The 25,589-nt window shown below is 72.8% G+C and carries 19 protein-coding genes; 4 read left to right on the forward strand and 15 right to left on the reverse strand.

All coding sequences use genetic code 11. From position 1 onward, the window contains the following. Nucleotides 1-203: 203 nt before the first annotated feature. The 9 genes from AB0H37_RS37385 to AB0H37_RS37425 form a co-directional block, all read right to left on the reverse strand. Nucleotides 204-2,057: a Xaa-Pro dipeptidyl-peptidase gene (locus AB0H37_RS37385; RefSeq protein WP_329085530.1), complete on the reverse strand. Its 1,854-nt coding sequence runs from the start codon at nt 2,055-2,057 to the stop codon at nt 204-206. A gap of 90 nt (nt 2,058-2,147) precedes the next feature. After that, nucleotides 2,148-3,422 carry a thymidine phosphorylase gene (locus AB0H37_RS37390; protein WP_360617349.1) on the reverse strand — a complete coding sequence of 425 codons (1,275 nt, stop codon included), beginning with the start codon at nt 3,420-3,422 and terminating at the stop codon, nt 2,148-2,150. A 57-nt stretch (nt 3,423-3,479) separates the two neighbouring features. Next, entirely contained in the window at nt 3,480-3,884 is a 405-nt protein-coding gene (locus tag AB0H37_RS37395) for a cytidine deaminase (RefSeq protein ID WP_179837563.1), read from the reverse strand. An 83-nt stretch (nt 3,885-3,967) separates the two neighbouring features. Next, complete coding sequence (locus AB0H37_RS37400; protein ID WP_179837564.1) at nt 3,968-5,326, reverse strand: ABC transporter permease; 1,359 nt, start codon at nt 5,324-5,326, stop codon at nt 3,968-3,970. Further along, nucleotides 5,323-6,723, reverse strand: coding sequence for an ABC transporter permease (locus tag AB0H37_RS37405; RefSeq protein WP_360617351.1), 1,401 nt, complete (start codon nt 6,721-6,723; stop codon nt 5,323-5,325). The genes AB0H37_RS37400 and AB0H37_RS37405 overlap by 4 nt, the downstream gene beginning before the upstream one ends. After that, on the reverse strand, nt 6,720-8,258 hold the full coding sequence (locus tag AB0H37_RS37410; RefSeq protein ID WP_360617353.1) for an ABC transporter ATP-binding protein: 1,539 nt from the start codon (nt 8,256-8,258) through the stop codon (nt 6,720-6,722). Before AB0H37_RS37410 ends, AB0H37_RS37405 begins: the two co-directional genes overlap by 4 nt. A gap of 164 nt (nt 8,259-8,422) precedes the next feature. Further along, complete coding sequence (locus tag AB0H37_RS37415; RefSeq protein WP_179837566.1) at nt 8,423-9,478, reverse strand: BMP family ABC transporter substrate-binding protein; 1,056 nt, start codon at nt 9,476-9,478, stop codon at nt 8,423-8,425. Between the two features lie 270 nt (nt 9,479-9,748). Next, nucleotides 9,749-11,011: a M20 family metallopeptidase gene (locus AB0H37_RS37420; RefSeq protein WP_179839070.1), complete on the reverse strand. Its 1,263-nt coding sequence runs from the start codon at nt 11,009-11,011 to the stop codon at nt 9,749-9,751. Nucleotides 11,012-11,381: 370 nt separating this feature from the next. After that, nucleotides 11,382-12,548, reverse strand: coding sequence for a glutamate--cysteine ligase (locus tag AB0H37_RS37425; RefSeq protein ID WP_179837567.1), 1,167 nt, complete (start codon nt 12,546-12,548; stop codon nt 11,382-11,384). Nucleotides 12,549-13,079: 531 nt separating this feature from the next. Between AB0H37_RS37425 and AB0H37_RS37430 the strand changes: the two genes are divergently transcribed. Both AB0H37_RS37430 and AB0H37_RS37435 read left to right on the forward strand, forming a co-directional pair. Continuing rightward, on the forward strand, nt 13,080-14,354 hold the full coding sequence (locus AB0H37_RS37430; protein ID WP_329085519.1) for a D-alanyl-D-alanine carboxypeptidase: 1,275 nt from the start codon (nt 13,080-13,082) through the stop codon (nt 14,352-14,354). Between the two features lie 119 nt (nt 14,355-14,473). Beyond that, complete coding sequence (locus tag AB0H37_RS37435; RefSeq protein ID WP_360617354.1) at nt 14,474-14,926, forward strand: nuclear transport factor 2 family protein; 453 nt, start codon at nt 14,474-14,476, stop codon at nt 14,924-14,926. 39 nt (nt 14,927-14,965) lie between these two features. Here AB0H37_RS37435 and AB0H37_RS37440 read toward each other — a convergent pair whose 3' ends face one another. The 4 genes from AB0H37_RS37440 to AB0H37_RS37455 all read right to left on the reverse strand — a co-directional run bounded on the left by AB0H37_RS37440 (nt 14,966) and on the right by AB0H37_RS37455 (nt 18,950). Continuing rightward, entirely contained in the window at nt 14,966-16,099 is a 1,134-nt protein-coding gene (locus tag AB0H37_RS37440) for a YihY/virulence factor BrkB family protein (protein ID WP_360617356.1), read from the reverse strand. A gap of 93 nt (nt 16,100-16,192) precedes the next feature. Further along, nucleotides 16,193-16,843, reverse strand: coding sequence for a 2'-5' RNA ligase family protein (locus AB0H37_RS37445; protein ID WP_360617357.1), 651 nt, complete (start codon nt 16,841-16,843; stop codon nt 16,193-16,195). Beyond that, nucleotides 16,833-17,909: a tryptophan--tRNA ligase gene (gene trpS, locus AB0H37_RS37450; protein WP_179839073.1), complete on the reverse strand. Its 1,077-nt coding sequence runs from the start codon at nt 17,907-17,909 to the stop codon at nt 16,833-16,835. Before trpS ends, AB0H37_RS37445 begins: the two co-directional genes overlap by 11 nt. A gap of 18 nt (nt 17,910-17,927) precedes the next feature. Then, nucleotides 17,928-18,950, reverse strand: a complete 1,023-nt coding sequence (locus AB0H37_RS37455) for a hemolysin family protein (RefSeq protein WP_329085511.1) — start codon at nt 18,948-18,950, stop codon at nt 17,928-17,930. Nucleotides 18,951-19,049: 99 nt separating this feature from the next. Here AB0H37_RS37455 and galE point away from each other — a divergent pair, with 99 nt between their 5' ends. Further along, nucleotides 19,050-20,003 (forward strand): UDP-glucose 4-epimerase GalE, encoded by a 954-nt coding sequence (gene galE / locus AB0H37_RS37460; RefSeq protein WP_179837571.1) that lies wholly within the window; start codon nt 19,050-19,052, stop codon nt 20,001-20,003. Further along, nucleotides 19,979-21,148 carry a galactokinase gene (gene galK / locus AB0H37_RS37465; protein WP_360617358.1) on the forward strand — a complete coding sequence of 390 codons (1,170 nt, stop codon included), beginning with the start codon at nt 19,979-19,981 and terminating at the stop codon, nt 21,146-21,148. Before galE ends, galK begins: the two co-directional genes overlap by 25 nt. On the opposite strand, the gene AB0H37_RS37470 is transcribed toward galK, so the two are convergent. Both AB0H37_RS37470 and AB0H37_RS37475 read right to left on the reverse strand, forming a co-directional pair. Further along, entirely contained in the window at nt 21,141-23,795 is a 2,655-nt protein-coding gene (locus tag AB0H37_RS37470) for a hypothetical protein (RefSeq protein WP_360617360.1), read from the reverse strand. The two genes, galK and AB0H37_RS37470, sit on opposite strands and share 8 nt — an antisense overlap. Then, nucleotides 23,782-25,557: an HSP90 family protein gene (locus AB0H37_RS37475; protein ID WP_360617361.1), complete on the reverse strand. Its 1,776-nt coding sequence runs from the start codon at nt 25,555-25,557 to the stop codon at nt 23,782-23,784. Before AB0H37_RS37475 ends, AB0H37_RS37470 begins: the two co-directional genes overlap by 14 nt. Nucleotides 25,558-25,589: the final 32 nt, after the last annotated feature.

Raw genomic sequence — 25,589 nt, forward strand, 5'->3', positions numbered from 1 at the left:
ATATCGACACGGCGGCTTACTCGACTTTCAGCCCGTGAGCCCGTGCTCCCTTATGCCCGTATCTGATGAGAGCCGCGGCCGTTTGGTGCGGTGATTCTTTTCTTCGTGCCCGCGATGCACTCTTCCGACAATCCAGGAAGGGCAGGGGCACTCACGCAACGACGGCCCCGCCGCCCGTGGAGGCGCGGCGGGGCCGTCGGGCGTCAGCCGGTCGTGAGGGGGAGGGTCAGGGTGCTGCCGTGCAGGTCGACCTTGACCTTGGTGCCCGCCGGGTAGCGGAGCGTGTAGGCGTGGTCGGTGGCCAGCACCATGAGGCCGATCCGGTGGCCGGGCTTGAAGACGTAGTCGTAGGGCTGCATGGGCCAACTGAAGGTGTAGTCCTTGCCGGGCTTCACCGGGGTGCTGCGCCAGATCGAGCCGCGGTTGCGGACGTCCGTCCAGCCGCGCGTCACGATCTTGAACGGGGTGACGGCGGTGGTGTACCTGCGGACGGTCCGGCAGCCCTCGTCACCGGGGATCGAGTCGCCGTAGCACCACCGGTCGGATGTCGGGACGAAGCCGGAGACGCGTTCGTCGGAGCCGTAGTCGACCAGGAGGGCCGACAGGTAGGGCGAGCGGCCGTCCACGGAGGCGCGCAGCCTGATCTGCGCCGTGCCGCTGAGCCTGGCGGCCTTGGTCAGCTTCGGCGTGAGGTAGATCAGGCGGTTCGGGTCCGCCGCGTCCGGGGTCGCCGCCAGTTCCTCGGCCTTGCGGGACGGGTCGTCCACCAGCTGCCGGGTGCCGCGGCCGCGTTCGCCGAGGCCCTTGGCCGACAGGCCGAGCGACACGGGACGGGCCGAGGCTTCCGGCCAGTCCTTGTGCGTCTCCCACTGGCCCGGCGTGCGCTCCAGGTCGACCTTGGGCCGGCGCATGACGTCGTTGCGGACGTCGTAGAGCTCGTGCGCGAACCACAGGTTCAGCGATTCGAGCCACACGCTCTGGCGGACGTCCAGGGGCTCGTCGTGCGCGGCCTGGTGGATCCAGAGCTTGCGGTCGACGCCGGCCTTCTTCAGCCCCTCCCACAGAAGGGACATCTGGATCGGCTTGACGTTCCAGTCGGCGAGGCCGCTGGTCATGAACACGCTGGCCTTGAAGTGGGGCGCGGACTTGGCGAAGTTCCGCTCGTCCCAGGTCCGGTTGTAGTCGCCGGTGACCCGGTCCATCTTCTTCTCGAGATCGTGCATGACGGGCGCGCACACCTCGGGGTCGCGGCGCGTCAGCACCGCCTTGGCGTGCAGGTCGAGGTCCTCGCCCTCCCAGCCGTCCGGTGCGACGACGCCGCCGTTGGCGCGGTACTCGTCGTACCAGTTGGACACGCCGGAGATGGACACGACCGTCTTGAGGCCGGACACCCCGGTCGCGGCGGCCGCCAGAGGCAGCGTGCCGTCGTAGGACTTGCCGGCCATGGCGACGTTCCCGGTCGACCAGCCCGCGCGGATCCTGTTGCCCTGGGCGTCGTACGCGGTCGCCTTGCCGGTGAGCCACTCGATGACCGACTTCATGCCCTGCGCCTCGTTCGGGCCGACGGCGGTCGGGCAGCCGTCGGAGTCGCCCGTGCCGAGGGTGTCGGCCGCGAGGACGGCGTAGCCGCGGGAAACGAAGTAGTTGTCGTAGTAAACCCGCGAGTAGCTCGTCGCGCCGGGCGGGCCGGGCGGCGGGATCCAGGGCGCGAGGCGCGGGTAGTCGGTGACGTCGGCCGGGTGGTAGGGCGGGTCCTGGAGGCCGGCGTAGTAGGGGCTGCCCTCAAGGATCGAGGCGACCTTCAGGCCGCCGCCCGTCTCCTTGGGACGGGTGATGTAGACGGAGACGCGGTCGCGTTCGCCGTCCCGGTCGCTGTCCACCGTCGTCTCGACGAACACCTTCTCGCGGATGGCGTCCTCGAACGAGAACGTGGGCTGCGTCTTGCCGTCCTTCACCACGATGTGAGGACGTTCCGCGTCGGCGTACGCGGGCACCGTGCCGGCCACGAGGCCGAGCGTGCCCGCGAGCGCCACGACGGGCAGGAGTGAGAGTCGCAACGTCCGCTCCTTGGCTGCTGAGAGAAACCTGATCAGCTTCCAGAGCGGACACAACGCCCGTCAACGGTGATTGTTAACAAATCGGCCGGTTCACGCGATCCGGTCGATGACCAGCGGGAGCGCGGGCACGGTGCCGCCTGCCTCGATGTCGAAGGCGCCGTCGAGGGCCTCCAGGGCACGGCCGAACCTGGCCTCGTCGTCGGCGTGCAACGTCAGCAGCGGCCGGCCCGCCTCGACCGCGTCGCCCGGCTTGGCGTGGCAGATGACGCCCGCGCCGAACGAGACCGAGTCCTCCTTGCGGGCCCGGCCGGCGCCGAGGCGCCAGGCCGCGACGCCCACCCCGTAGGCGTCCAGCCTGGTCAGCACGCCCGAGGACGGAGCGGTGACCACATGGGTCTCGCGGGCGGCCGGCAGCGGCGCGTCGGGGTCGCCGCCCTGCGCGGTGATCATGCGGCGCCAGGCGTCCATGGCGGAGCCGTCCTTCAGCGCGTCGGCCGGGTCCCTCCCGGAGATCCCGGCGGCGGCGAGCATCTCCCGCGCCAAGGTCAGCGTCAGCTCGACCACGTCGGACGGGCCTCCCCCGGCGAGCACCTCGACCGACTCGGCCACCTCGACGGCGTTGCCCACCGCGTTGCCGAGCGGACGGTCCATCGCGGTCAGCAGCGCGACCGTGCGCAGCCCGTGGTCGGAGCCGATCGCGACCATCGTCTCGGCCAGCTCCCGGGCGCTGTCCACCGTCTTCATGAACGCGCCCGAGCCGACCTTGACGTCCAGCACCAGCGCGCCCGTGCCCTCGGCGATCTTCTTCGACATGATCGAGGAGGCGATCAGCGGGATCGACTCCACCGTGCCGGTCACGTCGCGCAGCGCGTAGAGCTTGCGGTCGGCGGGCGCGAGGCCGCTGCCCGCCGCGCAAATGACCGCGCCCGCCGAGCGCAGCACGTCCAGCATCTCGGTGTTCGACAGCGACGCCCGCCAGCCCGGGATCGACTCCAGCTTGTCGAGCGTCCCGCCGGTGTGGCCGAGCCCGCGCCCCGACAGCTGCGGGACGGCCGCGCCGCACGCCGCCACCAGCGGCGCCAGCGGCAGGGTGATCTTGTCGCCGACGCCCCCGGTGGAGTGCTTGTCGGTGGTCGGACGGTCCAGCGCCGACCAGTCCATCCGCTCGCCGGACCGGATCATCGCCTCGGTCCACCGGGCCACCTCGGCCCGCGACATGCCGTTCAGCAGGATCGCCATCGCCAGGGCCGACATCTGCTCCTCGGCGATCACGCCCCGGGTGTAGGCGTCCACCGCCCAGTCGATCTGCTCGGGGGTCAGCGACCCGCCGTCCCGCTTGGCGCGGATGACATCGGTGGCGTCCACGGAATCCTCTCAATGGTCAAGCCGGGTCGGCCAGGGTGTACCGACCGGGGGGTGTCGTCAGGCCCGGTCCACGAGGTCGTCGGGACCGAACGCGTCCGGCAGGACGTCCGACATGGGCAGGATGCCGCGCGTCGTCTCCAGCAGCATCGGGGCGCCGCCGTGCTCCCACAGCAGCTGCCGGCAGCGCCCGCACGGCATCAGCGGGTTCCCGTGCCGGTCGACCACCGCCATGGCGACCAGCCGGGGCCGCTCGGACTTGCCGGGCCCGTGCAGCGCCGACACGACGGCGCATTCCGCGCACAGGCCGACGCCGTACGAGGCGTTCTCCACATTGCATCCGGTGATCACCCGGCCGTCGTCCACCAGCGCGGCGGCACCGACCGGAAACCCGGAGTACGGGCAGTACGCACGGCTCATCGCCTCCCGCGCCGCAGAGCGCAGAGCAGGCCAATCAATCTCCACAAGGCCCTACCTTTCTGGGAGGACGACCCCCCAAACCCCCGAACAGGCTGCTGACCCGCCCCCCGCTCCGCCCCAGTCGCCGGTCAGCGGGCTTCACCGCGCCGGTAGCGGAGTCCGTTGGCGGCGGGCATGCGGAGGCGCTGGCTGGCCAGGGCCAGGACGAGCAGCGTCGTCAGGTGCGGCGTGAAGGAGACCAGCTCGCCGGGGACGATGTCGCTCAGCAGGAACCACGCCAGCAGCGCGGCGGCCGCGACCAGCGACAGCACCGAGCCGACGACGGCGGCGCGCATGTCGCGGCGGTGCGCCACGTCCAGCGCCGCCTGTGGGGACAGGCGGTTCGCGCGGACGCCCTGCCAGACGGCCACGCCGATCAGCAGGATCGCCACGAACAGCAGCAGCGCGTGCACCGACTGGCCGCCGCCGCGCACGTTCATCGCGTCGGTGTAGCCGAACAGCAGCGAGCCCGCGGCGAGGCCGCCCGGGCGCCAGTTGCCGAAGATCATGGCGGCGAGGCCGATGAAGCCGCGGCCGTTGGTCTGGCCGTCCTGGTAGAACGGCGCGGCGACGGTGACGAGGAACGCGCCCGCCAGGCCCGCGAACCCGCCCGAGATCATCACGGCCGCGTACTTCATCCGGTAGACCTGCACGCCGAGCGACTCGGCCGCGTACGGGTCCTCGCCGCACGAGCGGATCCGCAGCCCGAACGCCGTCCGCCACAGCACGAAGAAGCTGGCCGGGACGAGCAGCAGCGCCACCAGCGTCAGCAGCGACATGTCGCTGGTCAGGCCGCGCACGATGCCCGCGAGGTCCGACACCAGGAACCAGTGGTGCTTCTCCAGCGAGCCGAGCCAGTCGGGGCTCTGCCAGCCGCCGATCTTGCCGCCGGACAGCACCGGAAGCGTCAGCGTCTGGACCGGATCGACGGGGGGCGACTGCCGGGGGCCGCCGCCGAGCGCCTTCGCCTCGCCCTTGTCGAAGATCAGCCCGGCGAGGAACTGGGTGAGCCCCAGCCCGAGGATGTTGATCGCGACGCCGGACACGATGTGGTCGACGCCGAACGACACGGTCGCGACGGCGTGCAGCAGCCCGCCGAGCGCGCCGCCGATGATCCCGGCGAGGACGCCGATCCACGGGCCCCACTGGAAGCCGGCCCAGGCGCCCGTCCAGGTGCCGAGGATCATCATGCCCTCAAGGCCGATGTTGATCACGCCCGACCGCTCGGACCACAGCCCGCCGAGGCCGGCCAGGAAGATCGGCACGGCGAGGCGCAGCGCGGCGCTGACGGTCCCGCTGGAGGTCACCGGGTCGGCGTCGTCGATCACCCGGACCAGCGACAGCAGCACCAGCAGGCCGGACGCGATGAGCAGGTAGTGCGGCCAGCGCAGCCGGCGCTTGCCGTTCGCGGCCTTCCTGGCGGGGGCCGTCTCGGTGGCGGTGCTCATGAGGCACTCCCAGCGGCCTCGCGGGCCAGGTCGTGGCCGGTGGCCAGCTCGGCGGCGACGGCCCGCTGCTGCCGCCGGATCTCCCAGCGCCGGACGAGCTCGTACACGATGACGACGGTCAGCACGACCACGCCCTGCATGACCCCGACGATCTCCTTCGGCACGTCGACCTCCTGGAGGACGTCGGAGGTCTGGTCGAGGAACGCGAACAGCAGCGCGGCGAGCGCGATGCCGGCCGGATGATTGCGGCCGAGCAGCGCGACCGTGATGCCGGTGAAGCCGAGACCGGCCGGGAAGTTCAGCGAGTACTCGTAGGACGCGCCGAGCAGCTCCGGCATGCCGATCAGGCCCGCCACCACGCCGGACGCGACCATCGTGTAGACGATCATGCGGCGGGCGTTGACGCCGCTGGCCTGTGCCGCCGACGGCGACAGTCCCGACACCTTCAGGTCGAACCCGAACCTCGTGTGGTTGATGACGACCCAGAACACGACGCCGACCAGGATCGCCAGCGGCAGCAGCCCGTACACGTCGCCGGGCAGGTCGATGCCGATCGAGGACAGGAGGCCGTTCAGGCCGCCGACCCGTCCCGACTCGGGGATCTGCGGCGTCGCGACGTTGTTGCTGCCCGGCCGCACCTCGGCGAGCCGCTTGTCGTTCAGCAGGTAGGCGATCAGGCCGGTCGCGATCGCGTTCAGCATGATCGTGGACAGCACCTCGCTGACCCCGCGGGTCACCTTCAGCACGCCCGCGATCGCCGCCCACAGCCCGCCGACCACCATCGCCGCGATGATCGTCAGCATCTGGCCGAGCGGGGCGGGCAGGGCCAGCGCGCCACCGAGCGCGGCGGCGAGGAACGCGGCGAGCCGGTACTGGCCGTCCACGCCGATGTTCAGCAGCGCCATCCGGAACCCGATCGCCACGGCCACGGCCGACAGGTAGTAGCGGGTGGCGCGGTTGAGGATGTCGACGATCGAGTTCTCGGTCGTGCCGTAGTCGACCATGCTCTGGATCGAGCTGACCGGGTCGGCGCCGGTGATCCGCAGCAGGATCATCGTGATGCCGAGGGAGATCAGCAGCGCCAGCACCGGCGCGCCGATCTTCAGGCCGAGACCCCGCGGGCCGAGACCGCGCAGCATCGCCTTCCACGACGGCACCGTCTCCGGCTCCACCGGACCGGACGCCTTCGCGTCGGGAGCCTTCGCGCCGGCAGGCTCAGATTCGGGGGCCTCGCCCGGCCGGGGCGCGGGGACTTCCGCCGGCGGCGCCGCGCCCGCGGGCTCGCCGCCCGACGGCTTCTCACCCGACGGCTTGTCACCCTGCGGCGCCGCGCCCGCCGGCTCGCCGCCCGCGGGCTCCTCGCCCGCCGGGTCCAGGTCCTTGCGCTCGTCGCTCATGCGGGCGCTCCGGCGCCGGTCATGGCGGAGCCGAGCTCCTCGGGGGTGACGGTCCGCGGATCGACCTCCGCGACCAGCCGTCCCCGCAGGATCACGTGCAGGGTGTCGGACATACCGATGAGTTCCTCAAGATCGGCGCTGATCAGCAGCACGGCCAGCCCGTCCGCGCGGGCCTGCCGCAGGTACTCCCAGATGGCGGCCTGGGCGCCGACGTCGATGCCGCGCGTCGGATGCGCCGCGATCAGCAGCCGCGGGTCGCCGGACATCTCCCGCCCGACGATGAGCTTCTGCTGGTTGCCGCCCGACAGCGCGGCGGCGGGCACGTCGATCCCCGGCGTCCGCACGTCGTAGGCCTGGACGATCCGGGTGGTGTCGCGGCGGGCGCCGCGCCGGTCGACCCACGGGCCGCGCACGTTCGGGGGCCGGGTCTGGTGGCCCAGCATGCGGTTCTCCCAGAGGGTCCCCTCCAGGATGAGCCCGTGCCGGTGCCGGTCCTCGGGGATGTAGGCGATGCCGGCCTCGCGGCGCCGCCGCGTCGCCCACGAGGTGATGTCCTCGCCGCCGTGGCCGATGGTCCCGGCGTCGGCGCCGCGGATCCCCATGATCGCTTCGATGAGCTCGGTCTGCCCGTTGCCCTCGACCCCGGCCAGCCCGACGATCTCGCCGCGGCGGATGCGCAGCGACACGCCGTCCACCACGGGACGGCCCTCGGGGGTCAGCACGGTGAGCCCGGCCACGTCCAGCTGGACGTCCTCGGTGACGGTCGACTCGCGCAGCTCCGGGACGGGCAGCTCGGACCCGACCATCAGCTCGGCCAGCCGCCGGGACGTCACCTCCCGGGGATCGAGCCGGGTCGCGACCGTCGTGCCGCGCCGGATCACCGAGATCGTGTCGGCGACGGTCAGCACCTCGTCCAGCTTGTGCGAGATGAACAGCACGGTCAGGCCCTCGGCGCGCAGCTCGCGCAGGTTGCCGAACAGCTCCTCGACCTCCTGCGGGACGAGCACCGCGGTCGGCTCGTCCAGGATGAGCACGCGGGCGCCGCGGTAGAGCACCTTGAGGATCTCCACGCGCTGCCGCTCGCCGACGCCGAGCGCCTCGACCAGCACGTCGGGGTCGACGCGCAGCCCGTACGCCCGCGACATCTCCTTGATCTTGGCGCGCGCGGCGGCGAAGTCGATGCGGCCGCGCCGCCGGCCCCTGGCGCGGGGCTCGGCGCCGAGGATCACGTTCTCCAGGACGGTGAGGTTGTCGGCCAGCTTGAAGTGCTGGTGCACCATGCCGATGCCGCGGGCGATCGCGTCGGCCGGCGTCCGGAAGGCCACCTGCTCGCCGTCGACCTCGATGGCGCCCTCGTCCGGCCGCTGCATCCCGTAAAGGATCTTCATCAGCGTGGACTTGCCGGCGCCGTTCTCACCGCAGAGCGCGTGCACCTCGCCGCGCTCGATGGTGAGGTTGATGTCGCGGTTGGCCACCACTCCGGGGAACCGCTTGGTGATCGATGTCAGCCGCACGGCCGGCACCTGGTCAGGCACGAGTGCCCCTCCTCCTGCCTAGAACGAGAGAGGACTGGACCGGGAAACGTGCCGCCGCACCGGGGCGCCACCTCGCGGTGGCGCCCCGGTGCGGCGCTTGCGGCCGGCGGAACCGGCCGGCACGTCGCCGCACGGGAGCGGGCTCCCGTGCCCCGGCCGCGATGTCAGGCCTTGGTCGGAACGGTGATCTTGCCGCTGACGATGTCGGCCTTCAGTTCGTCCAGCTTGGCCTTGATGTCGTCGACGTTGCCGCCGGAGGTGGCGTAGCCGATGCCGTCGTTGCTCAGGTTGTACTGCGTGGTGCCGGCCTTGAAGGTGCCCTTGGCGACGCTCTCGACGAAGTCGTAGACCGCGACGTCCACGTGCTTCTCCATCGACGTCAGGATCTGGGCCTTCACCCCGGCGACCGCGGGCTGGTTGTACTGGTCGGAGTCGACGCCGATCGCCCACTTCTTGGCCGCGCCGACCGTCTTGATGACGCCGATGCCCGCGCCGCCCGCCGCGTGGTAGATCACGTCGGCGTTCTCGTCGAGCTGGCCCTTGGCCGCCTCGTTGCCGAGGCCGGCGTCCTTGAAGCCGTTGAAGTTCGGGGGCTGCGTGAGGTACTTGGCGGGCAGCACCTTGATGCCCGGCTTGGCCTTCTTCGCGCCCGCCTGGTACCCGGCGAAGAACTTGTTGATCAGCGGGACGTTGACGCCGCCGATGAACCCGATCGTGCCGGTCTTGGACTTCAGCGCGGCCGCGGCGCCGACCAGGTAGGACCCCTGCTCCTCGGAGAAGCAGGCGCCGCTGACGTTCGCGCCCTCGACCTTGCACTGGTCGGCGTCGACGACGAGGAACTTGGTGTTCGGGAAGTCCTTGGCGACCTTGTTGATCGAGGCCGTGTAGGCGAAGCCGACGCCGATGACCGGGTTGTAGCCCTTGTTGGCCAGCAGCCGCAGGCGCGACTCCTTGTCGGAGTCCGGCTCGTCCGGCTTGGCGGAGATCTCCTCGGTCTTGACGTCCAGGTCCTTCTTGGCCTTGTCGAGGCCCGCGGCGGCCGAGTCGTTGAAGGACTGGTCACCGCGGCCGCCGATGTCGAAGGCCAAACCGATCTTGAGGGTCTTCTTGCCGTCGTCGCCGTCACCGCTGTCGGCCTTCTTGCCACCGCACGCGGAAGCGCTGAGCGTCAGCGCCGCACCCGTCACGGTGACGAGCGTTATCTTCAGTCCACGGCGCAAGGTAGCGCTCCTTCCGTTCCCCACCCACGGTCCGGTGACCGATCCGGTCACCGAAATCGTTGGGACGCTACCTCGCGAATGCGGGCAAACTTCCCGCTTGCACGGTTTCGCAACAGGTCCGTTACCAATGCGTACGCATATCGCCACAGGTCAGCGCCGCCATGGACGGCGCTGACCGGCACGCGAAGCCCTCGTGCGCGGGCGTCCGAGAGGAGGGAGAGCGACAGGCCGGGTGATCACCCCTGGTGATCAAACCCGGCCGACGGGGGGCTAGGCCAGCGCGACCCCCTCGATCGACTCGGCGTCGCCGGGACGACCGCCGTCCCACAGCGCGGTCAGCGCGGTGGCGCTCAGCACCTTCATGCCGACGGCGATGCACCGCTCGTCGACGTCGAAGTCGCCGCGGTGGAGGTCGTACTCGCCGGGCGAGCCGGGGGTGCGGACGCCGAGCCGGGCCAGAGCGCCGGGGATCGACTCCAGGTACCAGCCGAAGTCCTCGCCGCCGAGGCTCTGCGGGGTCGGCACGACGCCGTCCTCGTCCATGACCTGGGCGGCGGCGTCGCGGAACATCTGCACGCTGGCCGCCTCGTTCACGGTCGGCGGGACGCCCCGGACGTAGTCCAGCGACGCCTCCACGTCGTAGGCGGCGGCGACCGACTGCAGCAGGGCCTTCATCATCTCCGGCGCCCGGTGCCACGCCTCGTCGTCCAGGCAGCGGACGGTGCCCTCGGCGATCCCGTCGTCGGGGATGGCGTTGGCGACGGACCCGGCCGAGACGCGCCCCCACACCAGCGACAGGCTGGAACGCGGGTCGACACGCCGCGACAGCGCGGACGGCAGCTCGGTGACGATCTTGGCGAGCGCGTAGACCAGGTCGGCGGTCAGGTGCGGCCGGGCGGTGTGCCCGCCGGGCCCGGTGACCTTCACGTAGACCTTGTCGCAGGCCGCGGTGATCGGGCCGGTGCGCAGCCCGAGCTGGCCGACCTCGATGCGGGGGTCGCAGTGCAGCGCGAACGCGCGGTCGACGCCCGCGATGCCGCCGGCGGCCATCACGTCCAGCGCGCCGCCGGGCGTCTCCTCGGCGGGCTGGAACAGCAGCCGGACACGGCCGGGCAGCAGCCCCGCCTCCGCCTGCTGGGCCAGGAACAGGCCCGCGCCCAGCACCATCGTGGTGTGCACGTCGTGGCCGCACGCGTGCGCGACGCCGGGGACGGTCGACCGGTAGGCGACGCCCTCCTTCTCGTCCTGGAGCGGGAGCGCGTCGATGTCGGCCCGCAGCGCCACGGTCGTGCCGTCGGCGGGGCCGATGTCGCAGAACAGCCCGGTGCCCTTCGGCAGGATCACCGGCTCCAGGCCGGCCGCGCGGAGCCGCTCGGCGAGCCTGCGGGTCGTGCGGTGCTCGGCGTAGCCGAGCTCGGGGTGCATGTGCAGGTCGCGGCGGAACTCGATCAGCTCGGCCTCGTGCCCGGCGAGGAACGCGTCGAGCTGCGGCTGCAGCACGGCGCCGCCGAGCACCGCCGGGACGCCGGACACCACGTGGGCGCCGGTCGCCGCGGGGACGCCGGCGGCCGCGGCGGAGGCGTCCCGCCGCTGCACGGCGCCCTCGGCGTCGCGCGGTGCGGGCCCGCCGGGCGGCACGGCGTTCGCTCCGGCGGCGCCGGGGACGGCGCCGCGGTCCTCCCGGCCCTCGGGACCTTCATGTCCCGGGGCGGCGGGTGGTTCAAGGCCGGGCATCACCCCGGGTCCCGAATGTGTCATGTGCGCCCCCTGCGCGATGGCGGGGCCGAACGGCGCCCGCCGGGTGAAGTTCTCGTTGGTGGAAGCGGTGTGGTTCTCGGGTCTGCTCGCGGGATCCGTGCTCGCGGGCTCGGTGTTCGCGGGGTTCCCGGTGCGGTCCGGTTGCTCAGGCTCCGGCATGTGCGACCTCCCCCAGTGTGACGAACCTGTCCTCCGCGAGCTCGGCGATCGCCGCGTCGACGATGTTCTCCAGCGTCCCGCCGCCTGCGCGGATCGCGCGCTGGCGCTCGTACGGGGCGCCGTGTTCCAGCACCTCGCCGGCGACCTTGAGCTCCTCGGCGCAGCCGAGCCGGTCGGCGACCGGCTCCAGCTCCCTGATCAGCTCGTACAGGTCGTCGCGGAGCGGAGCGGTGTTCCCCGTGTCATCGGTGATCACGATGGCGTCGAGCCCGTACCTGGTGGCGCGCCACTTGTTGTCGCGCACCACCCAGGCGGCCGGCCGCGGCAGCGTGTACCCGCGGTCCATCTGCTGCTCGAACAGCGTGACGAGGCTCTGGCACAGAGCGGCGGCCATCCCCACCTCACGCAGCGTGGGAATCCCGTCGAACATCCTGATCTCGACGGTGCCGAAGTCAGGATGCGGCCGGATGTCCCACCAGACCTCCTTGATGCTCCTTATGGTTCCGGAACGCATCAGCGTGTCCATGTAATCCTCGAAGGCCGCCCAGTCGTCTAGCAAGTGGGGCGGCCCGGCCGTGGGCATCTGGCCGAACACGACCGCCCGGCAGGACGCGAGGCCGGTGTCGCTGCCGCTCCAGAACGGGCTGGACGCGGTGAGCGCGAGGAAGTGCGGAAGGTAGGACGAGAGCGCGTTGACGATCGGGATCGCCTTGGCGCCGTCGGAGATGCCGACGTGGACGTGAACGCCGAACGTCTGGATGCGCCGGGCCAGCCACTGCATCTCCTCGATCAGCTGGGCGTAGCGCCCCATGGGCGCCATCACCGCCTCGCGCCAGTCGCTGATCGGGTGGGTGCCCGTGCAGGCCAGGGCGAGGCCGCGGTCGGCGGCGGCGGTGCGCAGGGCGGTGAGGGTGCCGGACAGGTCGGCCTTGGCCTCACCCACGGTGTCGCTGATCCCGGTCACCACCTCGATGGTGGACTCCATCAGTTCGTGCCGGACGCGGGGGTTGTCGCCGTCCTCGCTGAGCCAAGGCAGCGCGGCGAGCACCTCGCGCGCGTCCTGCCGCAGGTGCCTGGTCTCCGCATCGACGAGCTGGATCTCCCACTCGACGCCCAGCGTCGACCCGTGCGATGCGTTGAAGTCAATGGCCACGGCCAACCTCCGTCCACAATCCTTGCAGGTCGTTGCGTGGCACGTGGCGCAATTCAGCCAGCGGGTCCCTAAGCCTGGACAAGCGCCGGTCCAGGTCACGTGTTCGTTCCATGATGGCGTCCGTGCCCGCCCCCTGCCGGGCGTCCATGCCCTTTGCGGATCAATTGACTCATGCGAGCCGTCGGATGGGGGGCGGACGCCCTACTTTTCGGTCATCGATCTCGGTCTGCGCACCACTAGATCGAACTAGTCAGTCCGTCCCAAAATACCGTCAGCCCGTCTCAAAATCCCGTCCATGACGGATGGTAACCGATCGGCCCCGCCCCATACGTACCGTGATATGACCGCTGCGCCCTCTGTCACGTCCGTCGCCTCTGTCGCGTCCGTCGCCTCCGTCCCGCGCTTGCCGGATTCGCGATCGGGTACCTCTTCGCCGGATAGGTCGCCTAGTCTTCGGGGGGAGTCATGGGCATTGGGCGCCTGCGCGCCGGGAGCGATCGCGCTCCCATGGGATTGAGGAGCGTCGGGAGCTTGCCAGGACAGCGACGAGGGCCGGCCGGCGTCCGCCGCGCCCTGACGTTGATCACCGTGCCGGTCACGGCCGCCTCGCTGGCGGCGGCCCCCGCCTTCGCCGCCGCCCCGGCCGGCGCGGCCCGCGCCGGAGGTCCCCCGGGCGCGGGAGCGCGCGCCGAGGCGTCGCCCGCCGCGTCGCCGTCCGCGCAGACCGTGGGCGGGCCCCGGCTCGCGAGCCGCGGCGTCGTCGCGGGCACCGCCCCGGGCGTCCCGGCCCCGCCGAAGATCAAGGCGGCCTCGTACATGATCGCGGACGCCGACACCGGCCAGGTCCTGGCCGCCAAGGACCCGCACGGGCACTACCTGCCCGCCAGCACCCTCAAGACCCTCACCGCGCTGACGCTCGTCCCGAAGCTGGACCCGAACCGGCTCGTCCGGCCGTCCCAGAAGGCGTGCGACACCGAGGGCACCAAGGTCGGGCTGACCCCGAAGATGCAGTACAAGGTCTCCGACCTGTTCCACGCGCTGCTGATGATGTCGGCCAACGACGCGGCGGTGACGCTGGCCGAGGCCGACGGCGGGATGCGCAGGACCCTCGCCGACATGAACGCCGAGGCCAGGCGGATCAACGCGCGCGACACGCTCGCCGGGTCCCCCAACGGGCTGGACAAGGACCTCGGGCTGAACGTCCGGACGCAGCACACCTCGGCCTACGACCTCGCGCTCATCCTGCGCGAGGGCATGAAGAACCCCGAGTACCGCGCCTACATGCAGGCGATCGACTTCCAGTTCCCGGCGCCCCCGACCAAGAAGGAGCGCAAGAAGGGCAAGAAGGTCGGCGGGTACCCGATCCACACGCACAACCACATGCTTCCGGGCGAGCGGCTGGCCTACCCCGGGATGCTCGGCGGCAAGAACGGCTACACGATCGCCGCCGAGCAGACCTTCGTCGCCCAGGCGCGCCGCGGCGGGCACACGATCGTGATCTCGCTGATGCGGGCCGACATGCCGCCGTCGGCCTACGCGACCAAGCTGCTGAACTGGGGCTTCGCCGCCCGCGGCAAGGTCCAGCCGGTGGGCGCGCTCGTCCCGCCCGGCGACATCGAGCAGACGCGCAAGAACGGCGGCTCGGGCGTGCTGCCCGACGCGCCGCTCGCCTCCGACGACTCGTCCCGCATGTGGCTGCTCGTCGGCGGCGGCACGGTGGGCGCCCTGCTCGCGATCGCGGTGCTGTTCGTGGTGCTGCGCCGCAGGCGGCGCCTGGAGGCGGCCCGCTTCCGCGGCGACCGGTAAAGCTTTCTCCCACCCCTTCCCACGGGCCTGGCACCCCCGCGACCGGCGGGCTTACGCTCGCGGTGGCGCCGGTGATCGCGTCACCGCCGGGGGACGGCGCCGCGGGGAGGAAATTCGCCATGTCCGACTTGTATGTCCCCATGCCCGGCGCCCCCTCCCTCGCACCGGAGCCGCCGGCGACGTACGAGCATCCGAACGTGACGCTCCTGAAGGAGGGCTACACGGCCTTCGCCAAGGGCGACGTGGACCACATCCGCGGACTGCTCGCCGACGACGTCGTGCACCGCGTCCCCGGGCGCGGGCCCATCTGCGGCGAGTACCGGACGCCCGAGGAGGTCCTGGGCTTCTACGTCCGGCTGTTCGAGCTGTCCGGCGGGACGTTCCACACCGAGCCCTACTCCGTCATGGCCAACGACGAGCACGGCGCGGCCCTCGTGCAGACCTACGCCGAGCGCCCCGGCCGGATCCTGGACGGCCGCGCCGTCGACCTGTTCCGCATCCGCGACGGAAGGATCACAGAGATCCGGACCCTGGCCGAAGACCAGTACGCCGACGACGCCTTCTGGTCCTGAGCGGCCTTGTCATCCCGTCCCTGCCGCCGGCTTCCGAGCCTAGGCCGGCTTCCCGGTCTCGACCGGTTTCTCGTCTTCCACCGGCTTTCCGGCCTCGATCGGTTTCTCGTGGCGGCCCGGCTCACCTCGGCGGTCCGGGCGCTCGTCCTGTAACGGGTTCTCGTCCTCGCCCGGCTTCTCGTGCCTGCCCGGCTTCTCGCCGGCGCGTTCCTGGAGTGCCTCGACCTCCGCTCGGTCGGCGCTGTTCTCCGGGTTGGCGGCGTCGGCGGTGAGGACGACGCGGCGCGTGGCCGTCCAGGCGGCGACGAACAGGGCGAACCGGGTCGCGACGTTGATCCACACCATCAGTCCGACCAGGACGGCGAACGTGCCGTAGACGGGGTTCTGCGTCGTCCGCCCGACGAGGAACGCCGCGATCTGCTTGAGGATCTCGAAACCGACCGCGCCGAAGACCGCGCCCCGGATGATCCGGCGCCAGGGCGCCCGGGTGCCGGACAGCCGGGTGAACAGCACCAGGAAGACCACGGTGTCGAAGAAGATGGCGCAGGCGAGGGACAGCAGCCGCAGCCCGGTCCCGGCGCCGGGGACGTCCTCCAGGCCGAGCCAGCCGAGGACGGTGTGGGTGGCGGACGTCGTGATCGTCGTGACCGCCATGCCGCAGACCAGGATCAGGCCGAGGAACGCCAGCACGGACGCGTCCCAGAGCCGCTTCAGGAAGAAGTTGCCGCCGCCGCCCGGCTCGTTGCCCCAGATGTCGCGCAGGGACTCGCGCAGCACCTGCACCCAGCCGATCCCGGTGAACAGCAGCGCGACCAGCCCGAGGACGCCGACGGCGGTCTTGGACTGGGCGATCTGCTCGACGTCCAGCTGGCCCGCGAGGCCCGGCAGCTGCGAGTTGATCGCCCGGACGAAGTAGGCGCGGGCCTCGTCGCTGACCCCGACGAGATAGCCCATCAGCGCGTACGCGAGCGCCATCAGCGGGAAGAACGACAGGAACGCGTAGCTGGTGAGGGCGGCCGCGAGCCGGTCGCCGCGGCGTTCCTGGTACCGCTCGAACGCGCGCGCCTGGTGGTCGAACCACGGAGATCTTTCCCGGGAGCGTCGCAGCAGGGCCTTCCCGTCGCCGAACAGGGACTCGCTCCGTCGTCGGACCCTGCCGATCACCTGCCGCATGCACGCAACGTACCCAACGCGGGCCACTCGATGCCGCAGACGGTAATCGAACGGTCAACGCAGCGTCTTGTGGCGCCGCTCACCACGGACGGCTCAGCCGGGCACGGGCCCGCCGCGGTCGCCGCCTGGGGACGGTACGGCGCCGTCCCCGAAGATGAAGTCGCACTGCGGGCGCCACACGCCGTCCCGCCCGTGCTCGTACAGGGAGAAGCCCCACGCCTCGAAGTCGGCGCTGTAACCGGAGAGCTCCTTGAACGCCTGGTCCATGACGCTCTCGGGGAGGTGGTGGGCGATGGTGACGTGCGGGTGGTAGGGGAAGGGCAGCGGCCGGGCGAGCGGACCCGACAGGACCTTCGCCTGAACCCGCTCACAACCACCGATGCCTTCGGCGAGTGCCACGAACACGACCGGCGACACCGGACGGAACGTTCCGCTGCCTCGCAACCTGATCGGGAACGGGGTCTCGGTACTCGCGACGTCGCGCAGATGATCCTCGATGGCGTCGATCTCGGACTCGGGGACCTCGGTCGGCGGCAGCAGCGTGATGTGCGTCGGGATCGCGTGGGCGAGCGGGTCGCCGAACGAGGCGCGCCGCGCCTGGAGGAAGGCGCCGTACGGGTCGGGGATGGGGATGGCGACGCCGATCGTGCGCACGCCGCCGTCCCCGCCGGGGGTCACGCCCCCGGCGGCGGAGGGCGCCCTCCCGGGGCCCTCCGCGTCGGGAGCGGGGTCGTCAGCGACCACGTCCCACGAATCCCACCCGCTCGCGCACGGTCTCCATCGTCGCGGTGGCGACCCTGGAGGCGCGCTCGGCGCCGAGCGCGAGCACCCGGTCGAGCCGCTCCTCGTCGTCCAGCAGCTTGAGGGTGCGCTCCCTGATCGGTGTGAACGTGTCGAGGACGACCTGCGCGAGGTCCTTCTTGAACTGCCCGTACCCCGAGCCCGCGTAGCGGCTCTCCAGGTCGGGGACGGAGACGCCCTCCAGCGCGGAGAAGATCCGCAGGAGGTTGGTGACGCCGGCCTTCTTCTCCTCGTCGTAGACGACCTCGGAGCCGGTGTCGGTGACCGCGCGCATGATCTTCTTGCGCATCGGGCCGGGCTCCTCCAGCACGTCGATGATCCCCTGCGGCGAGGACGCCGACTTGCTCATCTTGGCGTCCGGCTCCTGCAGGTCGGTGATCTTCGCGGCGCCCTCGGGGATGTGCGCGTCCGGCAGGACGAACGTGTCGCCGAACCGGTGATTGAACCGCTGCGCGAGGGTGCGGGTCAGCTCCAGGTGCTGCCGCTGGTCCTCGCCGACGGGGACGCGCAGCGCCCGGCCGCCCTCGGCGGTGGGGTCGGGCGAGTAGAGCAGGATGTCGGCGGCCTGCAGGACCGGGTAGGTGAACAGCCCGACGCTCGTCCCGCCGGTGCCCTGCTTGGACGACTTGTCCTTGAACTGCGTCATCCGCTGGGCCTCGCCGAACCCGGTGAGGCAGCCGAGCACCCAGGCCAGCTCGGCGTGCTCGGGGACGTGGCTCTGCACGAACACCGTGGCACGCTCGGGGTCCAGGCCCATCGCGAGGAGCTGGGCGACGGCGACCTTGGTCCGGCGGCGCAGCAGCGCGGGGTCGTGCTCGACGGTGATCGCGTGCAGGTCCACCACGCAGTAGAAGGCGTCATGGGTGTCCTGCATCGAGACCCACTGCCGCAGCGCCCCCAGATAGTTGCCGAGGTGGAACGAGTCGGCGGTGGGCTGGATGCCGGACAGCACGCGCGGCGGTGCCGCGGCCGTTCCGGCGGACGCTTCGGGGCTGGGCGCTTCGGGCATGTGCACGGACCGATTCTCTCAGGTGTCGCTTGAGGCTTCGCCGCCGGTGGCCTGCCGGGTGCCGGAGCCGGCGGCGGCGTCGCCGATCGCCGCCCGCGGGGTCGCGGACGGCGTGCCGGGCGGCGCCGGTGCGGCCTGCGGCGACGCTCGCGGCATGACGCGCACGCGGGCCACCCGCCGGCCCTCCATCCGGGCCACCGCGAGCCGGCGTCCGCCGGCCTCCACCGAGTCGCCCTCCGCGGGCACGCGGCGCAGCATCGCCATGATGTGCCCGGCGACCGTCTCGTACGGCCCGGCCGGCAGCCGGATGCCGGTCTCGGCGGCGAAGTCGTCCAGGTTGAGCAGGCCGTCGACCTCGACCACCCCGCCGTGCAGGCGCCGTGCCTGCGCGTCCTGAACATCATATTCGTCGCGGATGTCGCCGATGAGCTCCTCCAGGAGGTCCTCCAGCGTGACGATGCCGGCGACGCCGCCGTACTCGTCCATGACGATCGCCAGGTGGCAGCCCTCGCGGCGCATCTCCGACAGCGCCGGCAGCACCCGCTTGGAGGACGGCAGGAACTTCACCGGACGCACCAGATCGCCCACCGGGCCGTCGCCCCGGAGATCCCGGGCGGACCCGTCCGGCAGGACGGGCGCCAGCAGGTCGCGGATGTGCACGAAGCCGATCACCTCGTCGTGGGAGTCGCGGCAGACGGGGAACCGCGAGTGCGGGCTGCCCGCGGCGATCCGCGCGGCGGCGGTCAGCGGGAGCGAGGCGTCCAGGAACTCCACCTCGGTGCGCGGGACGAGGACCTCGCGCAGTGGCCGCTCCCCCGCCGCGAACACCTCCCCGATCAGTGTCCGCTCGTCCGCGGTGAGCTGCGTGTTCTGCGCGACCAGCGCCCGCATCCGCTCCGCGGTGAGCTCCTCGCGGAGCGCGCCCGGGTCGCCGCCCGACAGCCGCACGACGAGGTGGGTCGAGCTCGACAGCAGCCACACCAGGGGGCGGGCGAGCGCTCCCGCGGGCCCCACGGGCGGCTGGAACGGCGTCCGGTCCATGGGTTCAGCCTTCCCCGTTCGGCGTTCCGGATAGCCTGGGCGGACCCCATAGCCTGGACACATCCCGTCGTCCCAGACCCTCGTCGTGGAGGTCCGTCAGTGAAGCTGCTCGTCACCGGAGGAGCCGGCTATGTCGGCAGCGTCGTCTCCGCTCTGCTGCTGGAGGCGGGGCACGAGGTCGTCGTCCTGGACGATCTGTCCACCGGGCACGCGGACGCGGTGCCCGAGGGCGCGCGTCTGGTGCGCGGCACCCTGCGCGACGCGGCGCCGGAGGTGCTCGGCGGCGCCGGGTTCGACGCCGTGCTGCACTTCGCGGCCCGCTCGCTCGTCGGGGAGTCCGTCGAGAAGCCCGGCCTGTACTGGGACAAGAACCTCGGCGAGTCCCTCGCCCTGCTGGAGGCGATGCGCGTCGCGGGCGTGCCGCGGATCGTGTTCTCCTCGACCGCCGCGACCTACGGCGAGCCGGAGTCGACGCCGATCCTGGAGACCGACCCGACCCGTCCGACCAACCCCTACGGGGCGTCCAAGCTGGCGATCGACACGGCCCTCACCGAGTACGCGCGGCTGCACGGCATCGGCGGGGTGTCGCTGCGGTACTTCAACGTGGCGGGCGCCTACGGGCGCCTCGGCGAGCGGCACACGGTCGAGACCCACCTGATCCCGAACGTGCTGAGGATCGCGCAGGGCGGCGGCGACGCCGTGAAGATGTTCGGCGACGACTACCCGACGCCGGACGGCACCTGCGTCCGCGACTACATCCACGTGACCGACCTCGGCCGCGCCCACCTGCTCGCGCTGGACGCCTGCGAGCCCGGCCGCCACGAGATCTTCAACCTGGGCAGCGGCACCGGCAACTCCGTCCGCGAGGTCGTCGAGGTCTGCCGCGAGGTCACCGGCCGCGACATCCCCGCCGAGGTGGCACCGCGCCGCCCCGGCGACCCGGCCGTGCTGGTCGCCTCCTCGGAGAAGATCCAGGAGCGGCTCGGCTGGAAGCCCGAACGCGATCTGCGCACCATGGTCGGCGACGCGTGGACCTTCCTGCGCTCCCGATGACCGGCGCGCTCAGCCAGAGCTTCGCCGAGGCTTTCGGGCGGGCCCCGCAGGGCGTGTGGCACGCGCCGGGCCGGGTCAACCTGATCGGCGAGCACACCGACTACAACGACGGCTTCGTCCTGCCGTTCGCGCTCCCGCGCGGCGTCTCGATCGCCGCCGCCCGCCGCGACGACGGCGTGGTGGAGGTCCGCTCACTGCAGGCCGCCGGCACCGTCACCGCGCCCGTGGACGGCGGGACGGTCGCCTCCGAGCGCTGGCCCGCCGACCAGGAGTGGGCCGCGTACCCGGTCGGCGTCGCGCGCGTGCTGCGCGAGCACGGGACGGGCGGCGCGTCCCTGCTGATCGACTCCGACCTCCCGCAGGGCGCGGGCCTCTCCTCGTCCGCCGCCCTGGAATGCGCGACCGCGCTGGCGCTGTGCGACCTGCACGGCGTGGAGATCGACCGTCCCGCGCTGGCCCGGCTGGCGCAGCGCGCCGAGAACGAGCAGGTCGGCATGCCGTGCGGCCTCATGGACCAGTCGGCGTCCCTGCTGTGCACGCCCGGCCGCGCGCTGATGCTCGACTGCCGCAGCGGGCTGTCGTCGCAGGTCCCGTTCGACCCGGCGGCCTCGGGCATGGTCCTGCTGGTGGTCGACACGCGGGCCTCGCACGCGCTGACGGGCGGCGACTACGGCCGCCGCCGCGCGGAGTGCGAGGAGGCCGCGTCCCTTCTCGGCGTCGACGCCCTGCGCGACGTCAAGGACCTCGCCGCCGCCCTGGCAGCGCTGCGCGACCCCGTCCTGCGCCGCCGCGTCCAGCACGTCGTCACCGAGAACCACCGCGTCGAGGCCGCCGTCGGGCTGCTGCGCGCCGGTGCCCTCCCCGAGCTCGGCGCCATGCTGAACGCCTCGCACCTGTCCCTGCGCGACCAGTTCGAGGTCTCCTGGCCCGAGGCCGACGCCACCGTCGACGCCGCCGTGCGCGCGGGCGCCCGGGGCGGCCGCATGGTGGGCGGCGGCTTCGGCGGCTCCGCCATCGTCCTCGCCCCGGCCGCGCGCGCCCAGAAGGTGCGGGACGCGGTCACGGCCGCCTACGCCAGGCGCGGCTGGACGCCCCCCGAGTTCCTGGAGGCGCCCCCCTCCGAGGGCGCCCACCGCGTCAGTTGAGGGCCGACTTCAGGTCGTCGTGGAGGCGGGTGGCCTCCTCGGCGGCGCCGGTCTCGTCCAGGGTGGTGAAGCCGTCGGCGGCGGCCGAGGCATGTGCGACGGCCTCGGGGAGGCGGCCGGCCTGGGCGAGGATGCGGGCCTGGTCGTAGGAGACGAGGGCGGTCTCCCAGACGCGGGCGGGCTCGTTGTCCGGTGGGAGCCCGGCCAGGGCCGCACGGGCCGTGTCCATGACGGCGACGGCCTCGTCGGCGTCGCCGCTCCAGAGCAGGCACATCGCGGCGCGGCGGCGGGTACGGACCACCCCGTAGGGGTCGCCCGCCTTCTCGTTGGCCTCGGCGGCCTCGGCGAACCGGGCCGCCGCCAGGGCGTCCCTGTCGAGGGCGGTCAGCACGCCCCCGGCCTCCTCCAGGAAGTGCGCGACGGCGTCGTGCCGGCCGTCCCGCGCGGCGTCCTCGGCGAGGTCGGCGAACGTCGCGGCGGCGTCCTCCTCGCCCATCTCCTTCTGCGCGTGCGCGAGGATCAGGCGGCAGCGCCGGGCGGCGTCGCCGTCCAGGCCGGGCAGCGCCTCCTCGGCGGCCTCGGCGGCCTCCAGGTGGCGGCCCGCGGCCAGGTACGCGGCGGCGAGGTCCAAGCGGAGGTGGACGGCCTGCTCGTGCATGCCCTCGGCCGTCCAGGCCGCGATGGCCTCCGCGAGGTCGGCGACGGCGTCGGCCGGCCGGTCGGCCGCGAGGAGGGCCAGGCCGCGGTCGCAGTGCGCCGCCGCGCGCATCGGCGACGGGGGCAGCACGGCGACCACCTCGTCGAGCAGGGCGAGCGCCTCCTCGTCCGGGCCGGTCTCGCGGCGGGACAGGATGCGGGCGAGCAGCAGGCCGGGCGAGGCGACCGTCGCCGGCTCGCCGGAGGCGCGCGCCGTGGCGGCGGAACGGCGCAGCGCCGCCGCCGCCCCGTCCGTGTCGCCGGTCAGCAGGAGCGCCCGCCCCTGGAGGAACCACAGCTCACCGGCGCGGTCGGGCGCGTCGTCCGGATCCACCCGGTCCAGCGCCGCGAGGGCCTCGGCCGGCTGCTCCAGCCCGAGCCGCGCGGTGGCGAGGCGGAGCAGCGCGGCCGTGGCGTCGCCGTCCTCCCCCGGATGCGCGGTGAGGTACTCGGCGGACGCGGTCACCTGCTCCAGGCCGTCCTCGTCGCCGAGGTCGACGCGCATCGCGCCGAGGCGGCCGAGCGCGCGGTGCCGGCGCGTCTCGTCGCCCAGCTCCGCATACAGCCGGGACGCCTCCTCCCAGCAACGCGCGGCGCCCTCGCCGTCGCCCTCGACGGCGAGTTCGACGCCCCGGCCGTCCAGGCGGCGGGCCTTCTGGAGGGGCGTCGGCTCGGTGGTCCCGGCGACGGCGTCGAACCGCCGGAAGGCCGCCAGCATGCCGGGCAGGTCGCCGTCCCCGCGGCGCCGCTCCACCAGGTCGAGCAGGTCGCCGAGATCGTCCACGGACGCGAGATCGTCTCCGGGGGCCGAGTCCCCGCGCGGGGCGGGCGCGGGCGCCGGACGGCGGTGGTGGGCGGCGAGCGGCAGGAAGTCGACGACCGGCTCGGCCTCCAGCGTGGCGCGTACCAGGTCGCCCTGGTGGGACGTGCCGTTGCGGGCGTCGAACCGGGCCGCCAGCGCCGTCGCGCGTCCGGCCAGTTCGGCGCGGAGCTCGGGCAGCGGCACGTCCGCCGCCGGGCGGTCGTCCGCCGCCGGGCGGCGGAGGGTCGCCGCGCCGTGACCGGCCGCCTCGACCACCCGCAGCAGCGAGGCCGCCGCGGCCGAGAACTCCATGTCGGCGTGCGCGCTCGGGGCCCGGTCGAGCCAGCCGAGATGCCGCTGCAAGATCTCCAGGCCGCGCGCCCCGTTGCCCGTGACCGCGCAGAACACCAGGTGCTCGGCGATGTCGCCGAGATCGGCGAGGCGCGCCCGGTGCACCCGGTAGGCGCGGCGGTGCGCGCCGGCGGCCTCCTCAAGGCGGCCCATGCGCAGGTACACCGGCAGCAGCGCCGTCTGGATCGACTGCGGCTGCTCGTTGCAGGACAGCTGCGCGCTCAGCACCGGCGCGGCGATCTCGAACGCCTCCTCGTGCCGTCCGGCCTCGACCAGGTGGCGGGCCATGCCGGTCGGGTCGCAGCCCTCGCAGTCGGACAGCTCGTCCCGCTCGGCCGCGCGCCACTTCACGAACCACTCGTGCGCCGAACCGTCGCCGATGTGCCGCGCCACCACGTTGCGGTAGTGGTACACCGCCTGGAGGCTGTGCCCGCCCGCCTTGTAGCGCCGCTCCATGTCGTCCAGGACGGCGTAGGCCCGGTCCAGCGGGATCTCCGGGAACGAGGTCAGGGAGCTGACCACCGCCTTCATCTGCCACAGCAGGCTGTGCGTCTCGTCGAACCGGGCGGGGTCGCGGTCGTGGTCGGCCAGCGTGCGGCTGAACGTCGCGAACGCCTTCACGGGCTCGCCGCCGTACCGGTAGGCGTCGGTCAGCCTGACCCGCACGTGGAACGCCAGCACCTCGTCGCCGGTCGCCTCGGCGCGGCGCAGCGCGTCCTCGATCAGGACGGTGCGGGCCTCCCCGTAGGGCAGCTCCTGCGACCGCGCCATCAGCGCGTAGACGTCATCCGTGGTCATCAGGGCCCTCCGGGGAGTGGACGGCCCACTCCAGCAGGCCGATGAAGGAACGGTTCAGGACCGCCGTGTCGACGGGCCGCAGCGGATGGTGGCCGAGCAGCAGCGCCTGCCCGTACAGGGCCTGGACGGCCGCCTCGACCGGCCCGCCGTCACCGAGCGAGGTGACGCGCCGGGCCAGCGGGTTGCGGTAGTTGAGCACCAGCTGGGGACGGTCGGCACTCGTGGTGGCGCCGACCGCGCCGAGCACGTCCGCCCACAGCTCGCCCGCCTCCTCCCGCGCACGCGCCAGCTCCTCGCGGAACTGCGCGTCCCGGCTCGTCAGGTAGAGCGCGGGCAGCGAGGCGGGATCGAAGTCGCGGACGACGACCTCGCAGCCGAGCCGCTCCACCGCCCGCTGCGCCGCCGCCAGGAACGGTCGCAGCGCCAGCTCCGCCGCCGGGTCGAGGACGCCGAACGTCGTGGTCAGCTCGGCCGCGTCCAGCCGCGCGAGCCGGATGTCCGGGTCCAGGTCCGGCAGCCGCTCGATGATCTCGGTGTCGTGGACGTAGCCGCCGTTGACCAGGCCCACGCCCTGGGCGCCCGCGACGGCCGCGAGCCGCCGGAACTCGTCCACGTCCGCGGTGAACCGGCCGTCCGGATGGCGGCGGCGGAACTCGTGCAGGGTCATCGGCCCGGAGGACGTCTCGTACTCCAGCCACCGGTCGACGATCCGCAGCATGTCGTCGTCGTGCAGGGCCATCGCCTTGACGCCGAGCTGGTGCAGCCGGAGGAACGCGCGCAGCCGCGCCGGGTCGGTCTCGGCGAGCCTCACCAGCCATTGCCGCAGCACCTCGCCGAGGCCGTGCCGCGTCGATTCGAGCAGCTCGTCCTCGTACAGGGCCTCGCGGCTCGCGGTGGGCCGCAGCTCCCCCGCGTCCACGACGCAGCGCGCGAAGAACGCCCAGTCGGGAAGGAGCCCCTCGACGTGCTCGGCCAGCAGCATCCGCTTCAGGTAGACGCGGTGCGCGGCGCGCGCGGACGGCGACACCGGCTCGGGCAGGACGAACGCGACGCCCGTCAGCCCGGCCTCCGGCACGTCGAGGTCCACGACGTCGAACGGGGTGAACCCGCAGACCTCCTCGCAGTACCGCTCCAGCGCGCGCCTGCGGTCGGCGGGATCGCGGTAGGACCCCCGCCACGGCGGCCCGTCGCCGGTGACGGCGACGCCGTCCACGACCAGCTCGACCGGGAGGAGCGACCCGTACGAGGCGGCCAGCTCGGCGACGACCGGGGGGCTCAGCAGCTCCGACGCGCCCGGCCGCGCCCGCAGCGTCACCGTCGTGCCCGGCTCGTCCCGCTCGCCGGGCTCGACCCGGTAGCTGCCCTCGGAGCGTCCCGTCCACCGGACGGCGCCGCCGCCCCGCGCGGACCGCGTCACGACCTCGATCTCGTCCGCGACGAGGAACGCCGACAGCAGCCCGATCCCGAACTGGCCGAGGAAGTCGTGGCGCGCGAAGCCCAGTTCGTCCCGCTTGGACGACCGCCCGATCGTCGCCAGCAGCGTGTGCACCTCGTCCTCGGTCAGGCCCACGCCGTCGTCGTGGACGCGCAGGACGCCGCCGCCCGTCTCGATCTCGACGCGGCCGCCGGCGCCGCGCGCCGTGATCGCGTCCACCGCGTTCTGCAGCAGCTCCCGCAGGTAGACGCGCGGGCTCGCGTAGAGATGGCGGCTCAGCAGGTCCACCACGCCCCGCAGGTCCACCTGGAACGCCTGTTCGGCCACCGGCACGCCTCCCCCGATCACTTTTAGAGCGA

Source organism: Actinomadura sp. NPDC023710 (assembly GCF_040639875.1).
Lineage (GTDB): Bacteria > Actinomycetota > Actinomycetes > Streptosporangiales > Streptosporangiaceae > Spirillospora > Spirillospora citrea.

What these genes read in the sequence shown, in the direction of transcription:
- AB0H37_RS37400 (WP_179837564.1), bottom strand. Translation starts at nt 5,326, where the DNA reads ATGAGCACCGCCACCGAGACGGCCCCCGCCAGGAAGGCCGCGAACGGC.
- AB0H37_RS37405 (WP_360617351.1), bottom strand. Translation starts at nt 6,723, where the DNA reads ATGAGCGACGAGCGCAAGGACCTGGACCCGGCGGGCGAGGAGCCCGCG.
- AB0H37_RS37435 (WP_360617354.1), top strand. Translation starts at nt 14,474, where the DNA reads ATGTCCGACTTGTATGTCCCCATGCCCGGCGCCCCCTCCCTCGCACCG.
- AB0H37_RS37440 (WP_360617356.1), bottom strand. Translation starts at nt 16,099, where the DNA reads ATGCGGCAGGTGATCGGCAGGGTCCGACGACGGAGCGAGTCCCTGTTC.
- trpS (WP_179839073.1), bottom strand. Translation starts at nt 17,909, where the DNA reads ATGCCCGAAGCGCCCAGCCCCGAAGCGTCCGCCGGAACGGCCGCGGCA.
- AB0H37_RS37455 (WP_329085511.1), bottom strand. Translation starts at nt 18,950, where the DNA reads ATGGACCGGACGCCGTTCCAGCCGCCCGTGGGGCCCGCGGGAGCGCTC.
- AB0H37_RS37470 (WP_360617360.1), bottom strand. Translation starts at nt 23,795, where the DNA reads ATGACCACGGATGACGTCTACGCGCTGATGGCGCGGTCGCAGGAGCTG.